Below are 22,917 nucleotides of genomic sequence, written 5' to 3'. Positions count from 1 at the left end.
TTTATCGCCCTTTTTTTTAGCTCGTATCAAAACTACCGGTTTATTTGTTAACTGCGCCAGAACGTTGGTGAGAACAAGACCAGCAATGAGAAGACCTCTAGTCGCCCAAATACCATGGCAATCACCAGTATCCATTTGCCTGCGTCAGTAACATCAGCATAGTTGGCCGCTACGCTCCCCAATCCCGGACCTAAGTTATTCAGCATGGCCGCAGTAGCGGTAAAGGCGCTTAGGTTATCTAAACCCGTGGCAATCAAGCCTATCATAATGATAACAAACACCACTGCATAAGCTGAAAAGAACCCCCATACGGCCTCTACTACTCTGTCAGGCATGGCACGGTCGCCAAACTTAACGCTGTATACCGCTTTCGGGTGAATTAGCCTATCAACCTCACGCTTGCCTTGTAGAAACAGTAAGCAGACGCGTACTACTTTTAAGCCCCCACCCGTGGAACTTGCGCACCCGCCGATAAAGCTTGAAAAAATAAGCATAATAGGGAGGAATGCCGGCCAGACTGAAAAATCAGTGGTTGCAAACCCGGCAGTGGTACTAATAGATACCGCTTGGATCATAGCTTGGTCTAAAGCCTGCTCTGCCGAGCTATAGTAGCCTGATAGCGTAAGTACTAGGAAACAAATCCCGATGAGTGAGGCTTGAATGATAAAAAACGCCTTAAACTCTGGATCGTTAAAATAGCCTTTAACCGAACGAGAGCTCACCGCCGCATAGTGTAATGAGAAGTTTAACGCAGCAATAAGCAAAAACACGGTACACACCACGTTTACCATAGGACTATTAAAATAGCCTAAGCTGGCGTCGTGGTTCGAAAAGCCACCAATAGCAACCGTTGAGAAAGAATGGCAAATCGCATCAAAAACATTCATTCCCGCAAGCCAGTATGCACCGGCACATGCAATGGTTATGGATAGGTAGATGTACCACAAATGCTTTGCCGTATCGGCAATACGCGGAGTCATTTTATTATCTTTAACTGGGCCAGGAGTTTCTGCCCGATAAAGCTGCATTCCCCCTACTCCAAGGATAGGTAAAATGGCAACTGCGAGTACGATGATACCCATGCCACCTAACCACTGAAGTTGTTGACGGTAAAACTGTACTGAGTGAGGAAGAAAATCTATCCCCTCAATAACCGTAGCTCCAGTGGTAGTCAGGCCAGAAAATGACTCAAAGAAAGCATCGGTTACCGTCATGCTTGGTTGCTCTAGCAAGATAAGTGGAATTGCCCCCACGCTTGCTAGTACTGACCAAAACAGCGCAACAATCAGAAACCCTTCTCGTGCTCTTAAGTCATTTTTCTGCTGACGGTTGGGATACCACAATGCCATACCGCCGATGACACAAAATATAAATGCGAGGATAAAAGGCAGGCCACTGCCATCTTGATAAATCAACGACACGATAGCGGGTGGGATCATGGTTACGCTAAAAAGCGCAATTAATAACCCAAGTATTCGTATGATGGCACGGTAGTGCATTGTTTGTTATGCCTTTATTTTTATAGTGCGCATAAGGACTACTGAGCCCTAGTTACAATGTGCTTTTTGATATGGTTTCAAAAAGCGAATCTATCTACGTGAAACAAGGTAGATGAAATCCTATACGTTACGCATAGGGTTTTGATTATAGGACTATAATGAACAAGGGGAAACCTTTGTCTCCCCACTACATTAGGCTAATTACACATAAAGGCACCTGATCTTTTCACTAGGAAAAAACCAACCACTTTTATTTTTTAGTTTCCTATTTCATAGCAAGCACGGTTTTAACCATTTTAGTAATACTCGCATTGGCTTCACTAATGCTTTGCGCCAGCATATACGCAGGTGTAGTAACAAGCTTTGCGTCATTATCAACAACCACCTCATCAACTGGGCACTCTACATGCGTGGCTCCTAATGCATTCAACCCACCAGCCGTGGCTTCGTCATTGCCAATGGTCAGTTTAGTTTTGTTGCCATACACTTTTGCTGCTAGCGCAGGTGCAATACACGCGTACGCTGCGGGCTTTTTAGCTTGTGCGAAGGCTTTGCACACTGTCAGCACCTCTTCGTTAAAGGTACAATTTTCACCGTCTACAGCAAACGTACACAGGTTCTTCGCAGCGCCAAAGCCACCAGGTAAAATAAGTGTATCAAAAGCAGTTACGTCGCACTCAGTCACGGGTTTTATATCACCTCGGGCAATACGGGCCGATTCTACTAACACATTTCGTGCTTCACCTTCTGATACCTCACCGGTTAAGTGATTGACTACATGCAGTTGGTTTACATCTGGAGCAAAACACTGATAAGACGCGCCTTCTTGCTCAATGGCTAAAAGTGTCAATACCGCTTCGTGTAACTCAGCCCCGTCAAACACACCACTACCACTTAAAATAACGGCTACTTGTTTCATATTGTCCTCCTAGACGCTATGCCATCTACTTATTCAAAATTTGGCTATTAAACACACAACTGTTCAAAAAAAGTTCTTAATAATACGTGTATACATTGTTAATGGTTATGCTACATTACTTGACCAACTTGGTTAAACCAAAAATAAACGTACACCAAGTTATCCACATAAAATGGAATGGTAAGTAGCAGGTACGCTGTTTTCACACCTAAGTCTCATTCCCTTATTTTTCTTGATTTGAAAGGTGATCTTTAACTTGACAAAGATCATCCGGATCACTGTGCCCAAAATTTTAGATCACAAAGTTATCCACAGGCGAAATGCGATCCGCTATCGACCTTAATGTTCCTTCATGATATGGCGATCTGCCCTAGCCTGTGGCATCCTTGCGCTCATATTCTCTATTGGAAAATCGCCATCTATGCCTGATTCTAAAAAGCCTCCATTTATTCTTGTCGATGGATCGTCATATCTTTTTCGTGCCTTTCACGGTTTACCACCATTAACCAACTCAAAAGGCCAAGACACCGGTGCTATTTATGGTGTTGTGAACATGCTTAAAAGCTTGATCAAACAATACAACCCGACGCATATGGCGGTGATTTTTGATGCTAAAGGCAAGACCTTTCGCGATGACATCTATAAAGAGTACAAAGCGAACCGTCCTCCGATGCCGGATGAGCTAAGAAGCCAAATCGAACCGTTGCACGCCATCATTAAGGCAATGGGATTACCTGTTATTGTTGAATCGGGTGTAGAAGCTGATGACGTGATTGGCACGTTAGCCAAACACGCCACAGAAAAAGGTATTGATACCCTTATCAGCACCGGCGATAAAGACATGGCGCAACTAGTAAATGAACATGTCACCTTAATCAACACCATGACAAACCAACTGATGGATGTCGAAGGTGTAAATACGAAGTTTGGTATTCCACCGGAGCTTGTGATCGACTTCCTTGCGCTTAAGGGCGATAAAGTCGATAACATCCCAGGTGTACCTGGTGTAGGTGATAAAAGTGCTCAAGCCTTGTTAAACGGTATTGGCGGTATCGACGACATATATAAGAACCTGGATAAAATTGCAGATCTGTCGTTTAGAGGCAGTAAGTCGATGGCGGCTAAAATGCAGGAATACGAAGAGCAAGCTCGGCTTTCTTATACCCTAGCTACTATCAGCATCGATCTTGACCTTGACTATGATGTCGAAGCTCTTATGCCTTGCCAAGCCGATAACGAACAACTTCGCGATCTGTTTGCCGAATACGAGTTCAAACGCTGGCATGCAGAAGTAAGCGCGCTAATAGCCGGCGGAGATACCTCTGGTGCCAATGCAAACACCAACGAAGAAAAGAGCGATAGCGCAGAAGAGAGCGAACAAAGTGAATCGGTAGAGATAGATAAGTCGAAGTATGAGACAGTGCTTGAAGAGGAACACTTTAATGCGTGGGTCGCGAAGCTAGAAAAAGCCGAGCTAATCGCTTTTGATACCGAGACAACCAGCCTTAACTACATGGATGCGGAGTTAGTTGGTGTTTCATTTTGTATAGAGGAAGGTGAAGCAGCTTATGTGCCTGTTGCTCACGATTACCCAGATGCACCCGCCCAGCTATCACGAGAATTCGTATTAGACGCATTAAAACCTATTTTAGAATCGGACACCGTGATCAAAGTAGGTCAACACATAAAATACGACAAAAACGTATTAGCGAACTATGACATTACCTTAAACGGCATTGGCTTTGACACCATGCTTGAGAGCTATGTACTAAACAGTACCGCGCAGCGCCATGATATGGACTCACTTGCCCTAGCCTACCTTGGTCATAAAACTATTCACTTCGAAGAGATTGCGGGTAAAGGCGCAAAGCAGCTAACATTTAATCAAATTAGCCTTGAAGAAGCTGGGCCTTATGCCGCAGAAGATGCTGATATCACGCTTCGCTTACACAACGCTATTTGGACGAAGTTGAAAGAAATTCCTGAGCTTAAAAATCTATTGATAGATGTTGAGGTTCCCCTAGCCTGTGTACTTTCTCGTATGGAACAGGAAGGTGTATTGATAGACAGCCAAAGGCTGCGTCAGCAAAGCCAGGATCTTGCCACCCGGATTGCCGAGCTTGAAAGTGAAGTACATGAGGAAGCTGGCGAGCCATTCAACTTAGGTTCTACTAAACAGCTTCAACATGTCTTGTTCGAAAAAATGTCGCTACCGATCATAAAGAAAACGCCTAAAGGGGCGCCGTCTACTTCTGAGGACGTACTGCAAGAACTTGCGCTTGAGTACCCGTTGCCGAAGAAGATCATGGAATACCGTGGCCTAACCAAGCTAAAGAATACCTACACGGATAAACTTCCTAAGATGATCAATCATCGTACGGGTCGAGTGCATACTTCTTATCACCAAGCAGTAACCGCCACGGGACGACTCTCTTCTACCGATCCTAACTTACAGAACATCCCTATCCGAAATGAGGAAGGTCGCCGCGTGCGTCAGGCATTTGTACCCAGAGAAGGAAATAAGTTCGTCGCAGCCGACTACTCACAAATTGAGCTGCGCATTATGGCGCACCTTTCTGGCGATAAAGGTCTGTTAGATGCCTTTGCGCATGGTAAAGATATTCATAAAGCAACCGCTGCGGAAGTTTTTGGTGTGCCACTTGATGAAGTAACCACTGAACAGCGTCGCAGTGCAAAAGCGATTAACTTTGGCTTAATTTACGGTATGAGTGCCTTTGGGTTGTCGAAGCAACTTAATATTCCACGTAATGAAGCACAAAAATATATGGATCTTTACTTCGAACGCTACCCAGGCGTGCTTGAGTACATGGATTCAACACGTGAGAGCGCGAAAGAAAAAGGTTATGTAGAAACCGTATTTGGTCGCAGACTTTATTTGCCAGACATTAAAGCTAGTAATGGAGCACGTCGAAAAGGCGCAGAGCGCGCGGCGATTAATGCGCCTATGCAAGGCACGGCTGCGGACATCATTAAGATGGCAATGATCAAAGTTGATGACTGGATCAGGAAAAATGCATCTGATGATGTGACCATGATGATGCAGGTACACGATGAATTGGTTTTTGAGATAAGAGAAGACAAAGTGGAAACCTATGTCTCTACTATTACTGCTCTTATGGAAAGCGCAGCTACGCTAAATGTTCCGCTGGTTGTCGAGGCAGGTGTGGGCGAAAACTGGGATGAAGCGCACTAGTTTGGTAATTAGATTACAGTTTTTACATTAAAAGGCGCGTTATATTCATTAAATTTGGTAATTTAATTACATAACACCCTTGCCTTTTCTGTGCTTTGTTGTAATATTACACATGTAGGGTACAGAGGTGAGAAAGCTGTTTTCAAACCTTTGCTTTAACCCCGACAGTTTTGTCGGGGTTTTTTTACATCTGCGGAAAATAAATAATTCTTAAATATCAATAACTTAAAAAATAAAGCGAATTTTATTTTAATTTTTCTGAACTTCTCTATTTATCACGACTCTATATCTACGGTTTTTATGTGTTTTCTCTCAGTTTACGCCTCGCTCTATGCGGGGCGTTCTTTTTTCTAACACCCCATCATACCTATCCATCGGGCACGTCAGATCAGCACAAACGGTAAGGGTGAATTGCGCTACTGTACTTCGCTATCAGACTCTTCTGTTTCGTCTTGTTTATCTAAGCCAAACCACGTATCCAAAATACGCTCTAATTCGGGTAACCCGTGCTTATTTAATGACGAGAAGGTTTGCACGGTAACATCGCCCATAAATGCCATCGCAGCTTCACGCGCCATTAACAGCTGTGCCTTTCGCTTACCGCTTTTAAGTTTGTCGGCTTTAGTGAGAAGTGCCAGTACTGGAATATTTGAGGCTACTGCCCAATGGATAAGATCTTGGTCTAAATCTTTGAAGGGATGACGAATATCCATTAAAACGACTAACCCTTTAAGGGACTTGCGCTTTTGAAGATATTCACCAAGTGACGCCTGCCACTTCTTTTTCATGGCTACTGGCACTTTTGCAAAGCCATATCCTGGCAAATCAACCAAGCGTAAGTCTTCTTCTAATTCAAAGACGTTGATCAATTGGGTGCGACCCGGTGTTTTACTGGTTCTTGCCAAGTTCTTCTGACGAGTTAACGTGTTAAGTGCACTCGATTTACCCGCATTAGAGCGGCCCGCAAACGCTACTTCAATTCCGGTATCATTCTTTAAATGACGAATATCAGGTGCGCTCGTAAAGAATTTTGCTTTGGTGTAATACGACATCTAGACTTACCTCCACATGCGTCTCAACCTTCGGTTTACAGTTTTTTAATGAATAAACCAACTAAAAACCATAGTTTTATCATGGAATAGGTTTTTCTGACGCGTTAAATGTGTAAAATACGCATGATATCACGTATATCACGCGAGCCGTTGGATCCATTTAAGAGATTTATTATGAAAAAACTGTGTTTGTTGGTATGTATGTCTTTAGGTTTAAGCGCAACTGCTATGGCAGAAGGCGACGCCGAGGCAGGTAAAGCGAAATCTGCAGTATGTGCAGCCTGTCATGGCCCTGATGGCAACAGCATGATTGACATGAACCCAAAGATTGCTGGCCAGCATGAGAAGTACATTGTTAAGCAATTAACCGAATTTAAACTTGCCTCTCAAACAGGTGGCGAGGAAGGTCGTAACAATGCTGTGATGAACGGCATGGCTGCCCCACTTTCAGAGCAAGACATGAAAGACCTAGCCGCTTATTTCTCAAGCCAAGAGCCAAAGGCGGGTGAAACACCAGAGCAATACGTTGAAGCTGGCCGTGCATTGTACCAAGGTGGCGACGAGTCTCGAGGCGTAACTGCATGTATCGCGTGTCACGGTCCTAAGGGCAACGGCATGGGCTTAGCAGGTTTCCCTGATATCAGCGGTCAACATGCAACTTACACTGCAGCTCAATTGAAAGCATTCCGTTCAGGCCAACGTCACAATGACATGAATGGCATGATGCGTGATATTGCGATGAAATTAACCGACGAAGATATTGAGATTTTATCTAACTATATCGCGGGCTTACACTAAGCATTACCGTTTTTGCACATTGTTGTTAAAAATTTGTTACCGAAAAAGTTGTATTTTGAAATTATTCGTGTAATCTAACGGCGTAGTTTGTAGGTGCCTTTGAAAAGCTACAAGCTAAATAACAAGAATAATAATAAAAATGCAGCATGGAAGACGGGATAAAGAGCCACGAGGGCCAAAAACAACAATACAGCTCTGCTAACAATAAAAATAAGGGGAGCACGGCTAGGGAAGCAAAATACACATAGAAGTGTATAACGGGAGAGGTGTCATCTGACACTCATACAATGTAAGGTGATGGTGAGAACCATCACCTTTTTCTTTTTTAAGCCCCTTATTATTGTTCACTTTCCTATGTACTGTCCTTTATGCAAAAGCGCTAACGCGCCATCTCACTATCACTCAGATAAAAAGCGCGATTACCTTCAATGTAATCAATGCAAACTCGTTTATGTTTCTCCTGAATTCTTGCCATCGAAAGAAGTAGAAAAGCAGGAGTATGACCTTCACGAGAATAGCTTTGAAGACGAAGGGTATCGAAAGTTTTTAGGAAAGGTTTTAACGCCACTTACACCTTTTATAAAAGACATGAAATTTGGTGAACTCCGAGGACTAGACTTTGGCTGTGGCCCTGCGCCTGTTTTAGCAAGTATGCTGGAAGAAGAAGGCGTTAGGATGAATATGTACGATCCCTTCTATGCACACAACTTATCGGTACTTGAGCAAAGCTATGACATAGTGACATGTACAGAGGCTATAGAACACTTTCACGCCCCTCATGTGGAATGGGCGCTTTTTAACAAACTTGTAGCTTCTGGTGGCGTTCTTGCCATCATGACCAAGCGCGTACTTGATAAAGCCAGGTTTGCAAATTGGCACTATAAAAACGACGTCACCCACGTTAGCTTTTTCAGCGAAGCAACCTTTCAATATTTGGCACAACGAGATGGCTATGATGTCACTTTTCCTGCCAGCGATGTCGCTCTATTGAGAAAGCGCTGAAACAAATTCCCGTAATACTTTATGTTCCCCGTATTGATTTTGCACTGCATACCCAAAGATCAATACGTAGACACTAATTCGCGCTATAATAGCGCTGTTTTTTCACTCTCTTTGTTATTTGGAAATTATGGCACGTTCAAAGAAATCACGTAAAGTCGGCCTAATCGGCGTTCGTAAAGATCCTGACTTTAAACCAAGCGAAAACCGTAAATCAGACTCGCCTCGCCCTAAAAAGCATAAAGGTAAGCCCGCTGGTAATCGCCACAATGTTGAACAGAAAAAAGTGACGGGCAAAAAGAGTGCTGAGAATAAAGATCCGCGCCACGGCAGTAAAAAGCCTATTCAGCTTGTAAAAGCAGTGACGCCCACCCCTGCTCAAAAGAAAAAGTACGCCACACCAGCCCAAGAACTGGCAGCGCTTGAAGCAGATCAACGCTTGTCAGATTTACTCGACAAACTTGACGACGATAAACCGCTCACCCGTGAGCAACAAGCTTATGTCGACGAGAAGATGGCACGCCACCGCATTCTTTGTGACCTATTAGGAATAGTAGAAGAGGATGATGAAGACGACGATATGGATCCGTTTAATGATTTAGACGCTATTAATATCGACGACTTTAAGCACTAATAAAAAACGGGAAAGAGTCATGCTTTGGGCAGTACTTTCAGGCATCGCGCTACTAATTATTCTTGCGCTAGGTTTTTACGCAGGCAAACTGCTGTTTATGTTAAAACAACAAAAAGAGCGACAAGAAGCGGCAAGGCAGTCACGCGTAGCCACTATAACAGACAGTATTATAGTAATAGCTAAGGCGATGGAGCAGCAGCAATGTGATTTGTCAGAAGGTGTAATTCGCATCGTGAACCTGCTTAACGCGCTTCCAATAAGTACTCCGCCTGATTTTAAAGCGCAGTATCCCAACATTCATGCATTATTCACAGAGGTAAGCGGATTTGCGATTTTAGAAGCAAGGCAACAGCTACCTAAGAATGAGCGAAGAAAGCAAGATATCGCTCGCGAGCAGATTGAATCGGAATACGAATCTAAGGTATTGGACGAATTACCACCGCTGAAGTCGTATTGTGAGACACTTATAGCCACTAAATAACGAGTAAGCGCGACGCTGATTTAAAAGATAAAAACTAATGCAATCAATATCGAAAATGGCCGAGTACAGTATGTAGTCGGCCATTTTTTTAACCCGGCTACCTTTGCCTATGTCACTTTATCGCGAGCTCGCAGGTACGTTCGTAGCAATGACACCCTACCTCGTGGTCATTGACCATACCTACAGCTTGCATAAAAGCGTAGCAAATCGTTTCACCTACGAAATTAAATCCGTGCTTTTTAAGTGCTTTTGACATTGCTTTAGACGCATCGGTTGATGTGGGTGCTTGCCTGAAGTCTTCCCATGCATTAATGACCGTACGTCCATCTGTAAATTGCCAAATAAAATCACTGAATGGCTGCGACGCTTCGATAGCTAAAAAAACCTTGGCATTTTTGATAACCGACTCTATTTTGAGCTTGTTTCTGATTATGCCGCTATCTTGCATAAGTCTGTCGACATCAGCGGGGCCCATCTTCGAAATTTTCTCAGGGTCGAACTGATAGAATGCCTGTTCAAAATTCTGCTGTTTTTTCAAAATGGTCAGCCAAGATAAACCAGCCTGTTGTCCATCGAGGCATAACTTAGCAAACAACGCGCGACTATCTAGCTCGGGTACACCCCATTCGTTATCATGATACGCTAAATAAATAGGGTCGCTGCTTACCCAACCGCAGCGATGCAAAGGCATATTTTTTTCTATTTTTGTTTGATTGGGCATGGCTTAAGATTAAATCCTTGTTGTGAAGTGGCATATTGGCTTTATTCGTGACGTTTTTTCACCCTTTACACCTACATACTATGCCTCACAAATTGTATACTATCCCACCTTTATTTTAAGTCAGATAACTAATAAGCAGCGGATGTATGCAGAAATACGATATTAAGACCTTTCAAGGGTTGATCCTTGCGCTTCAAGATTATTGGGCGCGTCAGGGCTGCGTTATTATTCAGCCTCTGGATATGGAAGTGGGTGCCGGTACTTTTCACCCTATGACGTTCCTACGTTCTTTAGGTCCAGAGCCAATGAGTAGCGCCTATGTTCAACCGTGCCGTAGACCAACCGATGGTCGTTACGGTGAGAACCCAAACCGCTTACAACATTACTATCAGTTCCAAGTAATGCTTAAGCCTTCACCTGACAATATTCAGGAGTTGTACTTGGGCTCTTTGAAAGAGTTAGGATTCGATCCGCTGGTTCATGACATTCGCTTCGTAGAAGACAACTGGGAATCACCCACGCTTGGTGCGTGGGGTCTAGGTTGGGAAGTGTGGCTAAACGGTATGGAAGTAACTCAGTTTACCTACTTCCAGCAGGTAGGCGGTCTAGAGTGTAAGCCTGTTACCGGCGAAATTACCTACGGCTTAGAGCGACTCGCCATGTACGTTCAAGGTGTAGATAGTATCTACGACCTGGTTTGGACTGACGGCCCTATGGGCAAAGTGACCTATGGCGATGTGTTCCATCAAAATGAAGTAGAACAATCGACGTATAACTTCGAACACGCCAACGTTGAAGCCTTATTTAGAACCTTCGACGAATGTGAAGCAGAAAGCAAAAAGCTTATCGAAAACAACCTTCCACTTCCTGCCTATGAGCAGGTTATGAAAGCGTCACACGCATTTAACTTGCTTGATGCTCGTCATGCTATCTCAGTGACTGAACGCCAGCGCTATATTCTTCGCGTTCGAACGCTAGCCAAAGCGTGTGCAGAAAGCTATTACCAAGCACGTGAAGCACTTGGCTTCCCACTATGTAACAAGGAGGCATAAGCGTGCGTACAGAAAATTGTTTAGTTGAATTAGGTACTGAAGAACTCCCACCAAAAGCGCTTAAGTCTTTAGGTGAAGCCTTCGCCACGCAGTTTGAAGCTGCGCTTACGCAAGCTGACTTAAGCTTTGATTCAGTCAGCTGGTTTGCAGCCCCTCGCCGCTTAGCCGTTTATGTTTCAGGTCTTGCTGAAGGTCAGGCTGACAAAGTAGTAGAGAAACGCGGCCCAGCAGTATCAGCCGCGTTTGACGCCGACGGTAACCCTACTAAAGCAGCACAAGGTTGGGCTCGCGGTAACGGCATTGACGTTGCTGACGCAGAGCGTCTTGTAACTGACAAAGGAGAGTGGTTACTTCATAAAGCCCACGTTCCAGGGCAATCAGTTGCAGAGCTTCTAGAAGGGCTGATAAACCAAGCAGTAAGCAAGCTACCTATTCCAAAGCCAATGCGTTGGGGTAATTACAACACTCAGTTTATACGCCCGGTTCACACCCTTTGCGTGCTTTACGGAAGCGAAGTGGTTAACGTTTCTGTATTGGGCCTAACAAGCGGCCGCGTTGTTCAGGGTCACCGATTCCACGGCGAAGGTCGCTTTGAACTGGATCATGCTGACAATTACGCCTCTGCCCTAGAGCAACAATATGTGCTGGCAGATTTTGAGGCGCGTAAAGATAAAGTGCGTCAGCAGCTTGAAGACGCAGCGCAAAGCTTGTCGCTTAAGCCAGACTATAATGAAGACTTACTAGAAGAAATCGCGTCACTTGTAGAGTGGCCGGTTGTACTTCAAGCTGGGTTTGATGAGGCTTTCTTGGCAGTACCGAAAGAAGCGCTTATCTATACCATGAAAGACGACCAAAAATATGTGCCGCTGCTAGATAGCGATGGTGCACTTTCAAACACTTTCTTATTTGTAACGAATATCGAAAGTCGCGATGCGTCTCAAGTTATTTCTGGCAATGAAAAGGTTATCCGCCCTCGTCTTGCAGACGCTGAGTTCTTCTTTAACAGCGATAAAAAGACGACATTAGAAAGCCGCCTTGAAAGCTTAGAAACCGTGTTGTTCCAAAAACAGCTTGGTACGCTAAAAGAAAAGTCTGAGCGTATATCCGCCCTATCGGCGTTTATCGCGTCGCAAATAGATGCGAATGAAACACAAGCTGCACGAGCAGGTCTTCTAGCTAAAACCGACTTGATGTCGAACATGGTTATGGAGTTCCCTGACGTTCAAGGTGTTATGGGTAAATACTATGCGCTAAACGACGGTGAAGATGCGCCTGTTGCAGAAGCACTGTATGAACAATACATGCCGCGTTTTGCTGGTGACGCACTTCCTAGTTCAGGCGTTAGCGCGTCGGTCGCGCTTGCTGACAAACTAGATACTCTTGTGGGTATTTTTGGTATTGGCCAGTTACCTAAGGGTGATAAAGACCCATTTGCGCTTCGTCGTGCAGCTATCGGTGTACTACGTATTGTCACTGAGCTGTCACTGCCGCTAGATCTTGAAACGCTAGTAAGCAAAGCTATCGATGTGTATGGCGATAAGTTAACAAATGCTGAAACACAAGCTCAGGTTGTTGATTTTGTATTGGGTCGATTTACTGCGCTCCTACAAGATCAAGCTATCGCCATTGACGTTATTCAGGCAGTTGCTGCTCGTCGCCCTACTAAGCCAGCTGACTACTTAGCCCGAGTTCATGCAGTAGATAAGTTCAGAGCATTGGAAGAAGCCGAAGCGCTAGCTGCGGCTAACAAGCGTGTTGCAAACATCCTTGCTAAGCAAAACGTTGAAGTAACAGACTCAGTGAATATTGATGAGTCACTGTTAGCCGAAGAAGCTGAAAAAGCGCTTTATGTTGAGCTGAAAGCCGCACAGAAAGAAGTTGATATTGCTGTTCCTTCACAGGACTATACGCGTATTCTTACTGCGCTTGCAACCTTACGTAATGTAATCGATAACTTCTTCGATAACGTAATGGTTATGGCTGATGACGAAGCGGTTAAGAATAACCGACTTGCTTTACTGTCGCTTTTAAGGCAACTTTTCCTTACTACCGCAGATATATCTATTCTCGCGAAGTCGTAGGCTAGTAAGAGTTAACGCGGTTTTATGCCGTGAAAAACAAAGAGCCCAGCCTTAACGTTGGGCTTTTTATAAATGGAGACGCTGTGAAAAAGTTACTAACTATTGCTTCTATGTGCATAACACTTTCAGCATGCTCAAGCAGTGGAAGTTTTAAAATTCCAGAAGTAGCACCGGACGTGCCTCGTATTCAATTCGAAAACATGTTTCTTAGAGGTGTATTTAACTGGTGGGAGGCTGACCCAAGTTACAAGTTTAAACGATCAAATTCAGGCTGGACAGTAGACGTTGAACTCATAGCCGACGGACAACCTTATGATTTTAGGTTGTCAGATGCAAAATGGACGCCCTCACAAAGCTGTGGCGGCAAATATAAAGGGCAGCCTGTAATGTTAGGCTCCACTGTTTATTTAGTCTGCGAACAGGGCTCAGAGAACTTGCAATTTACCCCCTCCTCAACTGGCACCTATCGCTTTACAGCAACAGCACCAAGTGCGGGGGAAGTCGCCTTGGTCGTGTCTAAATTGTAGTTAGCTTAGGTTTAACTATTCACCTTCTGCGAGAAAGATCGCTTTTAGTCTTTTTCGCAGCAGGTATTTAAAAGAATTCTATTTCAAGTTCGGCTAGCATCATTGTCCCATCATCGTTTTCAACGAAATATAGATCGTACTTTGCATCATCTAGAAATACCTGCCAATAATCGTCATTACCCATTACTTCATCACCGTAAAGCGCCTTAACCTCAGTGCTAGGTTGTTCAAAATAGTGCTCTGCAAACTTCCAATCTTCTAGATTCTGTTTGTTTCTAAACACACTTTCGTAAACAGATAACTTACTTAGTTCTTGATAACTAAAGTTCAGTACAAGATGGTTGCCATATACTTGAATAACATCACCGTTATCCGCATAAGCATCAAAAATTGGACGAAAGCCCTGCTCATCTAATTGCTTTATCGTTATGGTTTGACCCTGATTACGCTTACTGTCAACAAAGGCGATAACTTCATTGTATTGATTTGCCTTCTCAGTTTCATTGCTTGAATCTTTTATATAAGCAGTATCCGTATATCCATACTCGAAGCCGTTAACTAGCCATTCCTTTTCACCGTTTATAATTTTCAAATCTATTATTACATCAAGATTTACATCAGCTTCCTTTTTCAGAGTAAATCGGTATTTGTCTCTTTCAATTTGATTCCCCTCAGGCAACTGTTTTAACAATTCCGCCTTTTTAGTCTCGTAGCCGACTTTCTCTTCTATAAGCCAATCGCTGTTAAACCGATTATCAAAGGCAATAGAATTAGTAAGGGTTGTTGATACCCAGTGATTTTCTGTAGTCACTTTTTTTACTATTCCTTTGTGGGTCACCACCCAAAGGTTTCTCCCATAAGAATACAGCACGGTGTCGTTGTTAACGCTATACGTTGACGTAGGTGTACCGAGTACGCGCAGCATACTTGTTACACTTTCATTGATTGTTAAGCCAAATACACCACCTTTAAGGGAAATATTATTGTTCTGTAGCGGTGGCTGGGATTTATTGATACTTGGTGTTCGAGATATAGAAAACTTTACCTCGTCTTCAATGACTAGCACTGTTTCTTTTTCTGCTCCTTTTGTCACTGTTACCGATTTATCGGCATTATCTACAATCTTATAATTAGTTTGTGCTAATGCGCTTGGTACCGCATGGAGCATTAGCAATCCCATGCATGCAATGACTGTTTTTTCCATAATATTTTCCATCCCTTTAAGTCCATTATTTAACGTTTATTTGCTGATTGAGTGTTTTTATATTGTTCACCTATCGCATTTATTTCATTTTTGTATTTCTTCGCGGTTTCAGGGTGTCTTAAGACGCTTGATAATCTTACCTCTACATTCGCAATCATTTTTCTTAACGGGTAATGCTCCAGCTCGTCTACTTGACTCAAAAATATGGCGATATCTTTCAAATCAGATATACAACATGATTTAATATCAACGCTGTATTGCTTTGCCAAAAATTTCACCATGCCGTCACTTGTCGACGTACTATTACTGGTTAGTGGCTGTAATGGCATATCTTCTATGTCTTTCTTGAAGCTTACCGTCATATCTACTGACTGGTGCAGGAGCTTTACTGCTGTTAGGCCTGCACTATTTACATAAGAACCAATTCGATTATCAAGGGCTGCTAAGCTTTCGCTCTTAAGGTTAATTTTGGCATCAATAAATACTTGCTTAGCACGAAGTGCTATTTCACTCGCATAAGAAATGTGGTTTAAATCTTCTAGGAAAATACCCTTAACTTTGGTATCTAGAATGATGTTCGCTTTTTCAATGAGAACAGCCTGGGCTTTCTTGGCCTCTGATAGTCGAATCTGAGACTCTGTAAGTCCAGCCTGTTTTGAACAGCCTATTATTAAAAACGTTACGATGATGGAAATAATACACAAACGTCCTGTCATTTATATGTCCCTGTTTTAGTTGATAAGACCACTTATCAGCTTGTCACATAAATTTATACTAGAACAACTTTTACTCTTTTGTAAGGCTCTTCAATATTTCGTTAAGATACATTTTTGTACACAAAAAAAAACGACCCTACCTGGGTCGTTTTTAAAATATGCATCATTAAATAAATAATCTACACGTCTAAGTTTTCCACTTTAAGCGCATTAGCTTCGATAAACTCTCTACGAGGCTCAACTTGGTCACCCATCAATGTAGTGAACAGCTGATCACAACCAATGGCATCCTCAATGGTAACTTGAAGCATACGGCGGCTTTCTGGGTCCATGGTGGTTTCCCAGAGTTGCTCAGGGTTCATCTCACCTAGCCCTTTATAGCGCTGAATGTATTGGCCGCGTTTCGCTTCGTTCATTAGCCACTCTAGTGCTTCTTTGAAAGACTCAACTGGCTGTCTACGCTCGCCACGCTGAATATAGGCGTCTTTGCCCATCATGTCGTTAATGGCAAGGTTAAGCTCTTTAAGGCGCTGGTATTCAGACGACTCGATGAACTCATGATCGATAATGTACTCATAATCAATTCCGTGCATACGCATAATGATTGTAATGTAGTACTCGCTAAGTTCAGCATCAGTGCGAATTTCATAACGGTATGTAGCACCATCATTTTCGCGCTCTGTAAGCTGCTCTACGAAGTGTTTCGCCACATGCTCTAGTGCAGACTCATCTTTAAGGTCTTCAAGGTTTAGCGTAGGCGTGTAAAGCATTCTGTAGAGGATAGATGCAGGCATAAGACGTTTCATACGTGCAATCATCTTCTCTACCGATTGGTACTGCTTAACAAGGTTTTCAAGGCCTACACCACTAATACCTGGGTCTTCATCGCTGGTGTGCAAAGACGCACCGTCAATTGCGATTGATGTTAGGTAGTTAGTTAGCGCATCGTCATCTTTAAGATACTGCTCTTGTTTACCCTTCTTCACTTTGTATAGCGGTGGCTGTGCAATATATACATATCCACGCTCAATGATTTCAGGCATTTGACGATAGAAAAATGTGAGTAGAAGCGTACGAATGTGAGAACCATCTACGTCAGCATCGGTCATGATAATGATGCTGTGATAGCGTAATTTTTCAGGGTCATACTCGTCACGACCGATACCACAACCTAGTGCCGTGATAAGCGTCGCAACTTCCTGAGAAGAAAGCATCTTATCAAAGCGCGCTTTCTCAACGTTTAGGATTTTACCTTTAAGCGGCAGAATAGCTTGGTTTTTACGGTTACGACCCTGCTTAGCTGAACCGCCCGCAGAGTCACCCTCCACTATGTATAGTTCACTAAGTGCAGGATCTTTTTCCTGACAGTCAGCTAGCTTACCTGGTAGGCCAGCCAAATCTAGCGCACCTTTACGGCGTGTCATTTCACGGGCCTTTCGTGCAGCTTCACGAGCACGAGCAGCATCAATAATTTTACCCGCAATGATTTTACTTTCTGCAGGGTTTTCTAATAAAAACTCTGCTAGCTTTTCGTTCATTGCCGACTCAACTGCTGGACGAACTTCAGAAGATACAAGCTTATCTTTTGTCTGTGAGCTGAATTTCGGATCTGGTACTTTAACGGAAATAACCGCGGTAAGACCTTCACGCGCATCGTCACCACTGGCATTCGTTTTTGCCTTTTTGTTCAGGCCTTCCTTTTCCATGTAGTTATTCAATGTACGCGTTAAGGCTCCACGGAAGCCCGCCAAGTGAGTACCGCCGTCGCGCTGAGGAATGTTGTTGGTGAAACAGAACACGTTCTCTTGGAAACTATCGTTCCATTGCATCGCTACTTCTACTGCAATACCGTCTTCTTGTTCACTGCTGAAATGAAACACTTTCTGGTGAACAGGTGTTTTCTTTTCATTTAGGTACTCAACGAAAGCTTTGATACCACCTTCGTACATGAAGTGGTCTTCTTTTCCATCGCGTTCGTCTTTCAAGCGAATAGACACACCAGAGTTCAAAAATGATAGTTCACGAAGACGTTTAGCAAGAATATCGTAGTGGTAAAGCGTATCTGTGAAGGTGTCTGAACTTGGCCAGAAACGGATCATAGTTCCCGTTTTGTCAGTATCGCCAGTTACCGCTAGTGGCGCTTGTGGAACACCATGATGATATTCTTGTTCATGCGCTTTACCACCGCGACGGATACGAAGCTTCAGTCGACTTGAAAGTGCGTTTACTACTGATACACCTACACCGTGCAAACCGCCCGACACTTTATAAGAGTTATCGTCGAACTTACCGCCGGCGTGAAGAACCGTCATAATAACTTCAGCTGCAGACACACCCTCTTCTGGGTGCAATTCAGTTGGTATACCACGTCCATCGTCAGACACAGATACTGAGCCATCGCTGTGAATGAGCACAGTAATCTCAGAACAATGTCCAGCAAGTGCTTCATCGATAGAGTTATCGACCACCTCGAAAACCATGTGGTGTAATCCGGTACCATCATCAGTATCACCGATATACATACCAGGACGCTTTCTTACGGCATCTAATCCTTTAAGTACTTTAATACTGGACGAGTCGTAGTTGTTCTCTGCTGACATACTAGCTTTTACTCCTCTTTCACGCTTCCATGTTCCACGTGAAACATTTTCTTTTCGTTGTATTTTTGTATAAAAGCGAGTTGCGTGGATTCTATTGCAGTAACGAAAACCTGCGTATCCATTTTGAGCAACCCATCAATAAATTGTTCTCTTTTATCGGCATCTAATTCGGCACCTACATCATCAAGTAAAAAGATACTTTTGCGCTGCGTTGCCTTATTAAATAGCTTAGTCTGTGACATTTGAAGCGCTGCCACAGCCATTCTAAGCTGTCCTCTTGATAAAAGCTCCTGAGCGTTTACTCCATTCACTTTAAGCCTTAAATCGGCTTTATGGGGCCCAGAAGAGGTATGTCCTATTTTACCATCATACTCACGTTTTTTAACTAGGCTTTCTGATAAACCGACATCTTTTTCCCACCCTTTATAGTAACTTAATTCCACATCGAAGTTAGGAAGAAATTCTTGCGCGTACTGCTTAAAAATAGGGGTAAGGGTATCCACATATTCCTGACGAGTAGCCGATAAAGACTCACCTAGTTCTGAGAACTGAGACTCCCAATATTGATTTTGTGGTGCGCTTAAATTTGCCTGCTGTTTCAGTAAGGCATTTCTATGTTTTAAAAATTTACCATACTGATTAGCAAGTGATTGAAACTGATGTTCCACGTGAAACAATCCCCAATCACAAAAACGTCGACGCTCGGAAGGCGAACCAATTATAAGGTCAGTACTCTGCGGAGTAAAAAGTTGAAGTGGTACCAAGCTAACTAAATCTGATAACTTATTTGAATGTTCACCGTTAATACTACAGGTGAATGTCTCATTTCTACTTCGTTGAAAACCTAGCTTTAATTCATCCCCTTCTTCGGTTTTGCATGATGCGAAAACACTGAAGCTGTCCTTCTCATTTTGAATAACAGAACTGTGTTTATTTGTTCTAAAAGAACGTCCAAAGCCCAGGTAATAAAGTGCTTCGATTAACGAGGATTTTCCACTCCCATTCTCGCCTTTAATGATAGTCAACGCTGGTGAAGGAGAAAGTGATACGGAAGTAAGATTACGAAACTGTGTAATCTGGACGCGGTCCAGTTTCATGAGGTCACACTGATGAAAGAAAAGAAGCGAGGAGTATCAACACTCATCGCTTCTTGAATTGATAATTTAAATAACAAAATAACGTGGAATATGCGAAACGCTGCAAACACTTAATGTAGTAGTGACTACAGTCGCATTGGCATAATAACGTATAACGCGGCGTCATCAGCATCATCTTCGATTAGCGCACTTGCGTTTGAGTCTGATAGGCTAACTTTAACACCATCAGATCCAAGCGCATTCAATACGTCAATTAAATAGGCAACGTTAAAGCCAATTTCTAAATCGTCACCTTGATATTGAACATCAACGATTTCTTCCGCTTCTTCTTGCTCTGGGTTATTAGCCGTTATCTTAAGCTCACCAGAAGACAAGTTTAATCGTACGCCTCTAAACTTTTCGTTAGATAGAATGGCCGCACGTGAAAATGCTTCTTTTAATACGGCTTTGCTCGCAATAATTTCCTTGTCGCCATTTTGAGGTAAAACACGGCGATAATCAGGAAATCTGCCATCAACTAATTTCGAAGTGAAAATGAAATCGTTTGAGAAAATTCGAAGATGGTTGGCGCCTATTTGCACCTTAAGAGATTTGTCATCTTCGCTAATAAGACGAGAAATTTCTAACACGCCTTTACGTGGAATAATCACCTGACGAGATGGCAAAGCGGTCTCGTAGTTTAGGCGACAAAGAGCAAGACGGTGACCGTCTGTTGCAACGGTACGAATGATATTCTCTTCCGTTTCAAGGGACATACCATTTAAGTAATAACGTACGTCTTGTTGAGCCATTGAAAAGCTCGTTGCATCGATAAGACGTTTTAGATCACTGCACGATAATTCAAACTCAACTTCACCTTCCCAGTCTTCTAAATTTGGGTAGTCGTTGGCAGATAAAGTAGAAAGCGTATAACGACCTCGACCGGCACGAATAAGTGCTTTGCTGCCGTCTAACGAGAAATGAATATCTGTTCCTTCAGAAATACCGCGAATAATATCAAACAGCTTTTTAGCAGGAACAGTAATTTCACCTTCCGTGAATTCACCTTCTAATTTCACGCTAGAAATTAGTTCTACCTCTAAATCTGTACCAGTAAGCCAAAGTGCGTCCTCACTTACTTTGATGAGAACATTGGAAAGAATTGGCAGTGTGTGTCTACGCTCTACAGCACCAGATACCAACTGTAGGGGTTGTAAAAATTGTTCGCGGCTTATAGTAAATTTCATCGCAGTGCTATCTCGCCTCTAAGGTCGTGGTGTTAGGAAGACAAAGTCCTAATGAGGTTCTTATAGTCCTCTTTTATATCATGACTTTCTTCTCTTAGCTGCTCTATTTTTCTACAAGCGTGTAAAACCGTAGTGTGGTCTCGTCCACCAAACGCGTTTCCTAGTTCAGGTAAACTGTGGTTGGTAAGTTCTTTGGCCAGCGCCATCGCGACTTGGCGAGGACGCGCCACACTACGACTACGTCGTTTAGACAAAATATCAGCTACTTTTATCTTATAATAATCTGCGACGGTTTTCTGAATATTATCAACGGTTACCAATTTTTCTTGAAGTGCGAGAAGGTCTCGAAGCGCTTCGCGAACGAAATCAATAGTGATAGGGCGACCGGTAAAGTTTGCGTTAGCAATAACACGGTTAAGTGCCCCCTCGAGCTCACGTACGTTTGAACGCAATCGCTTAGCTATAAAGAACGCCACTTCATTAGGTAAGTGAATCCGGTTCTCTGCCGCTTTGCGCATCAAAATAGCCACTCGGGTTTCAAGCTCTGGTGGCTCTATAGCAATAGTTAAACCCCAACCGAAGCGCGATTTCAATCGATCCTCTACCCCATCAATCTCTTTAGGATATCTATCAGAAGTAAGGATGATTTGTTGGTTACCTTCAAGAAGCGCATTGAACGTGTGGAAGAACTCTTCTTGTGAACGCTCTTTATTAGCAAAGAATTGAATATCATCGATAAGTAACGCATCAACGCTGCGATAGAAGCGCTTAAAGTCCTCTATAGCGTTATTTTGTAGTGCCTTAACCATATCCTGCACGAAACGCTCTGAATGCATATACACAATTTTAGCGTCACCGTTATTAGCTACGATGCCATTACCCACTGCATGTAATAAGTGAGTTTTACCTAAGCCCGTACCACCGTAAATAAACAGTGGGTTGTAAGAACCGCCTGGGTTATTTGCGACTTGAGTTGCAGCCGCACGTGCTAGCTGGTTAGATTTACCTTCGACAAAGTTGTCGAATTGATAAGTCGGATTAATATTACTTTTATGCTTCATCGCCTCAGGGATCGGGATCACTTTCGGCGGTGTAGACGATCTTGGCGCTTGATCTGCGTATGCATTATATCCATTACGGTCGTGGTTTTGAGCACCGCGATCATTTAAATCCATACCCTGTGTGTATGAAGGTGATTTTGAAAACGCATTGTTTTGTCCTTGATCACCCGCTTGGCTTGCCGATGATGGCATACCGCTATTCGACATTGGTGAATAAGACGATGTGTGCTGCCCATTACTGCCGCTGTGAACAGGCTGATTACTAGTATTATAGTTCTGATACCCTTGACCGCCCGCAGGTGCACTAGGCTTACTTGGTTGATTATTAGGCGTATTTGGAGCAGGCGAAGATCCACTGGTACTTACAGGCTGACTACGGCTTACGCTATGACGATTCATCACTTCTAAACGCAATTGTGGTGCGTCACTACCGGCAAACTCTTTTAGTAGTGCGGTAATATTATTCAGGTACTTGTCTCTTACCCAATCAAGTACAAAACGATTGGGAGCATAGAGTGCAACCACGCCTTGTTGTTCTTCACAAACAAGCGGTCGTATCCACATACTAAACTGCTGCGTTGGTAATTCTTGACGCAATCTTTCAAGGCATTGGTTCCACAAGGACATGGTACGTAGTTAGCTCCCGTAACTCGCTAGAAAAACCAACTCCTAAAAAGCCAAGCATAGAGAAAGCAGGCACTAAAAAGCGCCATTAGAAGAAAATAGCGTTGGAAGTGTTGGGTAGCAGCGAGAAATTAAGTTATCGTTTTAATCGCTGTGGATTATCTTACGTTATCAACACAATGTAAATGGCGATCCCGATCGATCTTTTCGATCAAAACGACAAACCACTGATTAATAGCGCTTTTTCTTTTAGATCAAATCAAACTATAACGAGAAAAATTCATTCTAAATTTGTGCTAAAAAACCGTTAGATCACCTTGCTTTTTATATCTATCTCTGTGTTTTTCACAACGCACTGTGGATAACCTAACCAAATTTTACGCGTTATTCACAGACGATTTGTACGAAAACT

18 protein-coding genes are annotated in these 22,917 nt (G+C 43.2%); 8 read left to right on the top strand and 10 right to left on the bottom strand.

Features of this window, described 5'->3' with window-relative positions; genetic code table 11:
• Window positions 1-47 precede the first annotated feature (47 nt).
• Complete coding sequence (locus MASE_RS00090; protein ID WP_014947725.1) at window positions 48-1,499, bottom strand: TrkH family potassium uptake protein; 1,452 nt, start codon at window positions 1,497-1,499, stop codon at window positions 48-50.
• A 265-nt stretch (window positions 1,500-1,764) separates the two neighbouring features.
• Window positions 1,765-2,418 (bottom strand): isoprenoid biosynthesis glyoxalase ElbB, encoded by a 654-nt coding sequence (gene elbB, locus MASE_RS00085; RefSeq protein ID WP_014947724.1) that lies wholly within the window; start codon window positions 2,416-2,418, stop codon window positions 1,765-1,767.
• Between the two features lie 421 nt (window positions 2,419-2,839).
• Between elbB and polA the strand changes: the two genes are divergently transcribed.
• Window positions 2,840-5,632 carry a DNA polymerase I gene (gene polA, locus MASE_RS00080; protein ID WP_014947723.1) on the top strand — a complete coding sequence of 931 codons (2,793 nt, stop codon included), beginning with the start codon at window positions 2,840-2,842 and terminating at the stop codon, window positions 5,630-5,632.
• A gap of 416 nt (window positions 5,633-6,048) precedes the next feature.
• Here the strand turns inward: polA and yihA are convergent, their stop codons facing one another.
• Entirely contained in the window at window positions 6,049-6,684 is a 636-nt protein-coding gene (gene yihA, locus MASE_RS00075) for a ribosome biogenesis GTP-binding protein YihA/YsxC (RefSeq protein WP_014947722.1), read from the bottom strand.
• A gap of 174 nt (window positions 6,685-6,858) precedes the next feature.
• Here yihA and MASE_RS00070 point away from each other — a divergent pair, with 174 nt between their 5' ends.
• From MASE_RS00070 to MASE_RS00055, 4 genes are all read left to right on the top strand, one after another.
• Window positions 6,859-7,482, top strand: a complete 624-nt coding sequence (locus tag MASE_RS00070) for a c-type cytochrome (RefSeq protein WP_014947721.1) — start codon at window positions 6,859-6,861, stop codon at window positions 7,480-7,482.
• Window positions 7,483-7,782: 300 nt separating this feature from the next.
• A complete protein-coding gene (locus MASE_RS00065; RefSeq protein WP_014947720.1) occupies window positions 7,783-8,484 on the top strand; it encodes a class I SAM-dependent methyltransferase in 702 nt (233 codons plus the stop codon).
• A 127-nt stretch (window positions 8,485-8,611) separates the two neighbouring features.
• Window positions 8,612-9,115 carry a Der GTPase-activating protein YihI gene (yihI, locus tag MASE_RS00060; RefSeq protein WP_014947719.1) on the top strand — a complete coding sequence of 168 codons (504 nt, stop codon included), beginning with the start codon at window positions 8,612-8,614 and terminating at the stop codon, window positions 9,113-9,115.
• Between the two features lie 19 nt (window positions 9,116-9,134).
• Window positions 9,135-9,596, top strand: a complete 462-nt coding sequence (locus tag MASE_RS00055; protein WP_014947718.1) for a DUF2489 domain-containing protein — start codon at window positions 9,135-9,137, stop codon at window positions 9,594-9,596.
• Window positions 9,597-9,708: 112 nt separating this feature from the next.
• Here the strand turns inward: MASE_RS00055 and MASE_RS00050 are convergent, their stop codons facing one another.
• A complete protein-coding gene (locus MASE_RS00050) occupies window positions 9,709-10,317 on the bottom strand; it encodes a DNA-3-methyladenine glycosylase I (RefSeq protein WP_014947717.1) in 609 nt (202 codons plus the stop codon).
• Between the two features lie 146 nt (window positions 10,318-10,463).
• On the opposite strand from MASE_RS00050, the gene glyQ reads away from it, so the two are divergent.
• The 3 genes from glyQ (at window position 10,464) to MASE_RS00035 (ending at window position 13,977) form a co-directional block, all read left to right on the top strand.
• Window positions 10,464-11,369 carry a glycine--tRNA ligase subunit alpha gene (gene glyQ / locus MASE_RS00045; RefSeq protein WP_014947716.1) on the top strand — a complete coding sequence of 302 codons (906 nt, stop codon included), beginning with the start codon at window positions 10,464-10,466 and terminating at the stop codon, window positions 11,367-11,369.
• A gap of 2 nt (window positions 11,370-11,371) precedes the next feature.
• Window positions 11,372-13,450 (top strand): glycine--tRNA ligase subunit beta, encoded by a 2,079-nt coding sequence (glyS, locus tag MASE_RS00040; RefSeq protein WP_014947715.1) that lies wholly within the window; start codon window positions 11,372-11,374, stop codon window positions 13,448-13,450.
• An 83-nt stretch (window positions 13,451-13,533) separates the two neighbouring features.
• A complete protein-coding gene (locus MASE_RS00035; protein ID WP_041693640.1) occupies window positions 13,534-13,977 on the top strand; it encodes a putative periplasmic lipoprotein in 444 nt (147 codons plus the stop codon).
• A 67-nt stretch (window positions 13,978-14,044) separates the two neighbouring features.
• Here the strand turns inward: MASE_RS00035 and MASE_RS00030 are convergent, their stop codons facing one another.
• From MASE_RS00030 to dnaA, 6 genes are all read right to left on the bottom strand, one after another.
• Window positions 14,045-15,181, bottom strand: coding sequence for a hypothetical protein (locus MASE_RS00030; RefSeq protein ID WP_014947713.1), 1,137 nt, complete (start codon window positions 15,179-15,181; stop codon window positions 14,045-14,047).
• A gap of 29 nt (window positions 15,182-15,210) precedes the next feature.
• The gene (locus MASE_RS00025; protein ID WP_014947712.1) at window positions 15,211-15,897 is read right to left on the bottom strand and encodes a hypothetical protein; all 687 of its coding nucleotides are present in this window, start codon (window positions 15,895-15,897) and stop codon (window positions 15,211-15,213) included.
• A gap of 179 nt (window positions 15,898-16,076) precedes the next feature.
• Window positions 16,077-18,497 (bottom strand): DNA topoisomerase (ATP-hydrolyzing) subunit B, encoded by a 2,421-nt coding sequence (gene gyrB, locus MASE_RS00020; protein WP_014947711.1) that lies wholly within the window; start codon window positions 18,495-18,497, stop codon window positions 16,077-16,079.
• A gap of 8 nt (window positions 18,498-18,505) precedes the next feature.
• Window positions 18,506-19,594 carry a DNA replication/repair protein RecF gene (gene recF / locus MASE_RS00015; RefSeq protein ID WP_014947710.1) on the bottom strand — a complete coding sequence of 363 codons (1,089 nt, stop codon included), beginning with the start codon at window positions 19,592-19,594 and terminating at the stop codon, window positions 18,506-18,508.
• A gap of 125 nt (window positions 19,595-19,719) precedes the next feature.
• Window positions 19,720-20,820, bottom strand: a complete 1,101-nt coding sequence (gene dnaN / locus MASE_RS00010; protein ID WP_012516526.1) for a DNA polymerase III subunit beta — start codon at window positions 20,818-20,820, stop codon at window positions 19,720-19,722.
• Window positions 20,821-20,852: 32 nt separating this feature from the next.
• Window positions 20,853-22,508 carry a chromosomal replication initiator protein DnaA gene (gene dnaA, locus MASE_RS00005; RefSeq protein WP_039228897.1) on the bottom strand — a complete coding sequence of 552 codons (1,656 nt, stop codon included), beginning with the start codon at window positions 22,506-22,508 and terminating at the stop codon, window positions 20,853-20,855.
• Between the last annotated feature and the right edge of the window lie 409 nt (window positions 22,509-22,917).

It is taken from the genome of Alteromonas macleodii ATCC 27126 (assembly GCF_000172635.2).
Classification (GTDB): Bacteria; Pseudomonadota; Gammaproteobacteria; order Enterobacterales; family Alteromonadaceae; genus Alteromonas; species Alteromonas macleodii.
Note: the sequence above shows the minus strand (reverse complement) of the source record. Positions and strands in the feature narration are given on the sequence as shown.

Excerpts from the sequence above, each read along its gene's own strand:
- MASE_RS00090 (WP_014947725.1), bottom strand. The coding sequence starts at position 1,499 with ATGCACTACCGTGCCATCATACGAATACTTGGGTTATTAATTGCGCTT.
- elbB (WP_014947724.1), bottom strand. The coding sequence starts at position 2,418 with ATGAAACAAGTAGCCGTTATTTTAAGTGGTAGTGGTGTGTTTGACGGG.
- polA (WP_014947723.1), top strand. The coding sequence starts at position 2,840 with ATGCCTGATTCTAAAAAGCCTCCATTTATTCTTGTCGATGGATCGTCA.
- yihA (WP_014947722.1), bottom strand. The coding sequence starts at position 6,684 with ATGTCGTATTACACCAAAGCAAAATTCTTTACGAGCGCACCTGATATT.
- MASE_RS00070 (WP_014947721.1), top strand. The coding sequence starts at position 6,859 with ATGAAAAAACTGTGTTTGTTGGTATGTATGTCTTTAGGTTTAAGCGCA.
- yihI (WP_014947719.1), top strand. The coding sequence starts at position 8,612 with ATGGCACGTTCAAAGAAATCACGTAAAGTCGGCCTAATCGGCGTTCGT.
- MASE_RS00055 (WP_014947718.1), top strand. The coding sequence starts at position 9,135 with ATGCTTTGGGCAGTACTTTCAGGCATCGCGCTACTAATTATTCTTGCG.
- MASE_RS00050 (WP_014947717.1), bottom strand. The coding sequence starts at position 10,317 with ATGCCCAATCAAACAAAAATAGAAAAAAATATGCCTTTGCATCGCTGC.
- glyQ (WP_014947716.1), top strand. The coding sequence starts at position 10,464 with ATGCAGAAATACGATATTAAGACCTTTCAAGGGTTGATCCTTGCGCTT.
- MASE_RS00030 (WP_014947713.1), bottom strand. The coding sequence starts at position 15,181 with ATGGAAAAAACAGTCATTGCATGCATGGGATTGCTAATGCTCCATGCG.
- MASE_RS00025 (WP_014947712.1), bottom strand. The coding sequence starts at position 15,897 with ATGACAGGACGTTTGTGTATTATTTCCATCATCGTAACGTTTTTAATA.
- gyrB (WP_014947711.1), bottom strand. The coding sequence starts at position 18,497 with ATGTCAGCAGAGAACAACTACGACTCGTCCAGTATTAAAGTACTTAAA.
- recF (WP_014947710.1), bottom strand. The coding sequence starts at position 19,594 with ATGAAACTGGACCGCGTCCAGATTACACAGTTTCGTAATCTTACTTCC.
- dnaN (WP_012516526.1), bottom strand. The coding sequence starts at position 20,820 with ATGAAATTTACTATAAGCCGCGAACAATTTTTACAACCCCTACAGTTG.
- dnaA (WP_039228897.1), bottom strand. The coding sequence starts at position 22,508 with ATGTCCTTGTGGAACCAATGCCTTGAAAGATTGCGTCAAGAATTACCA.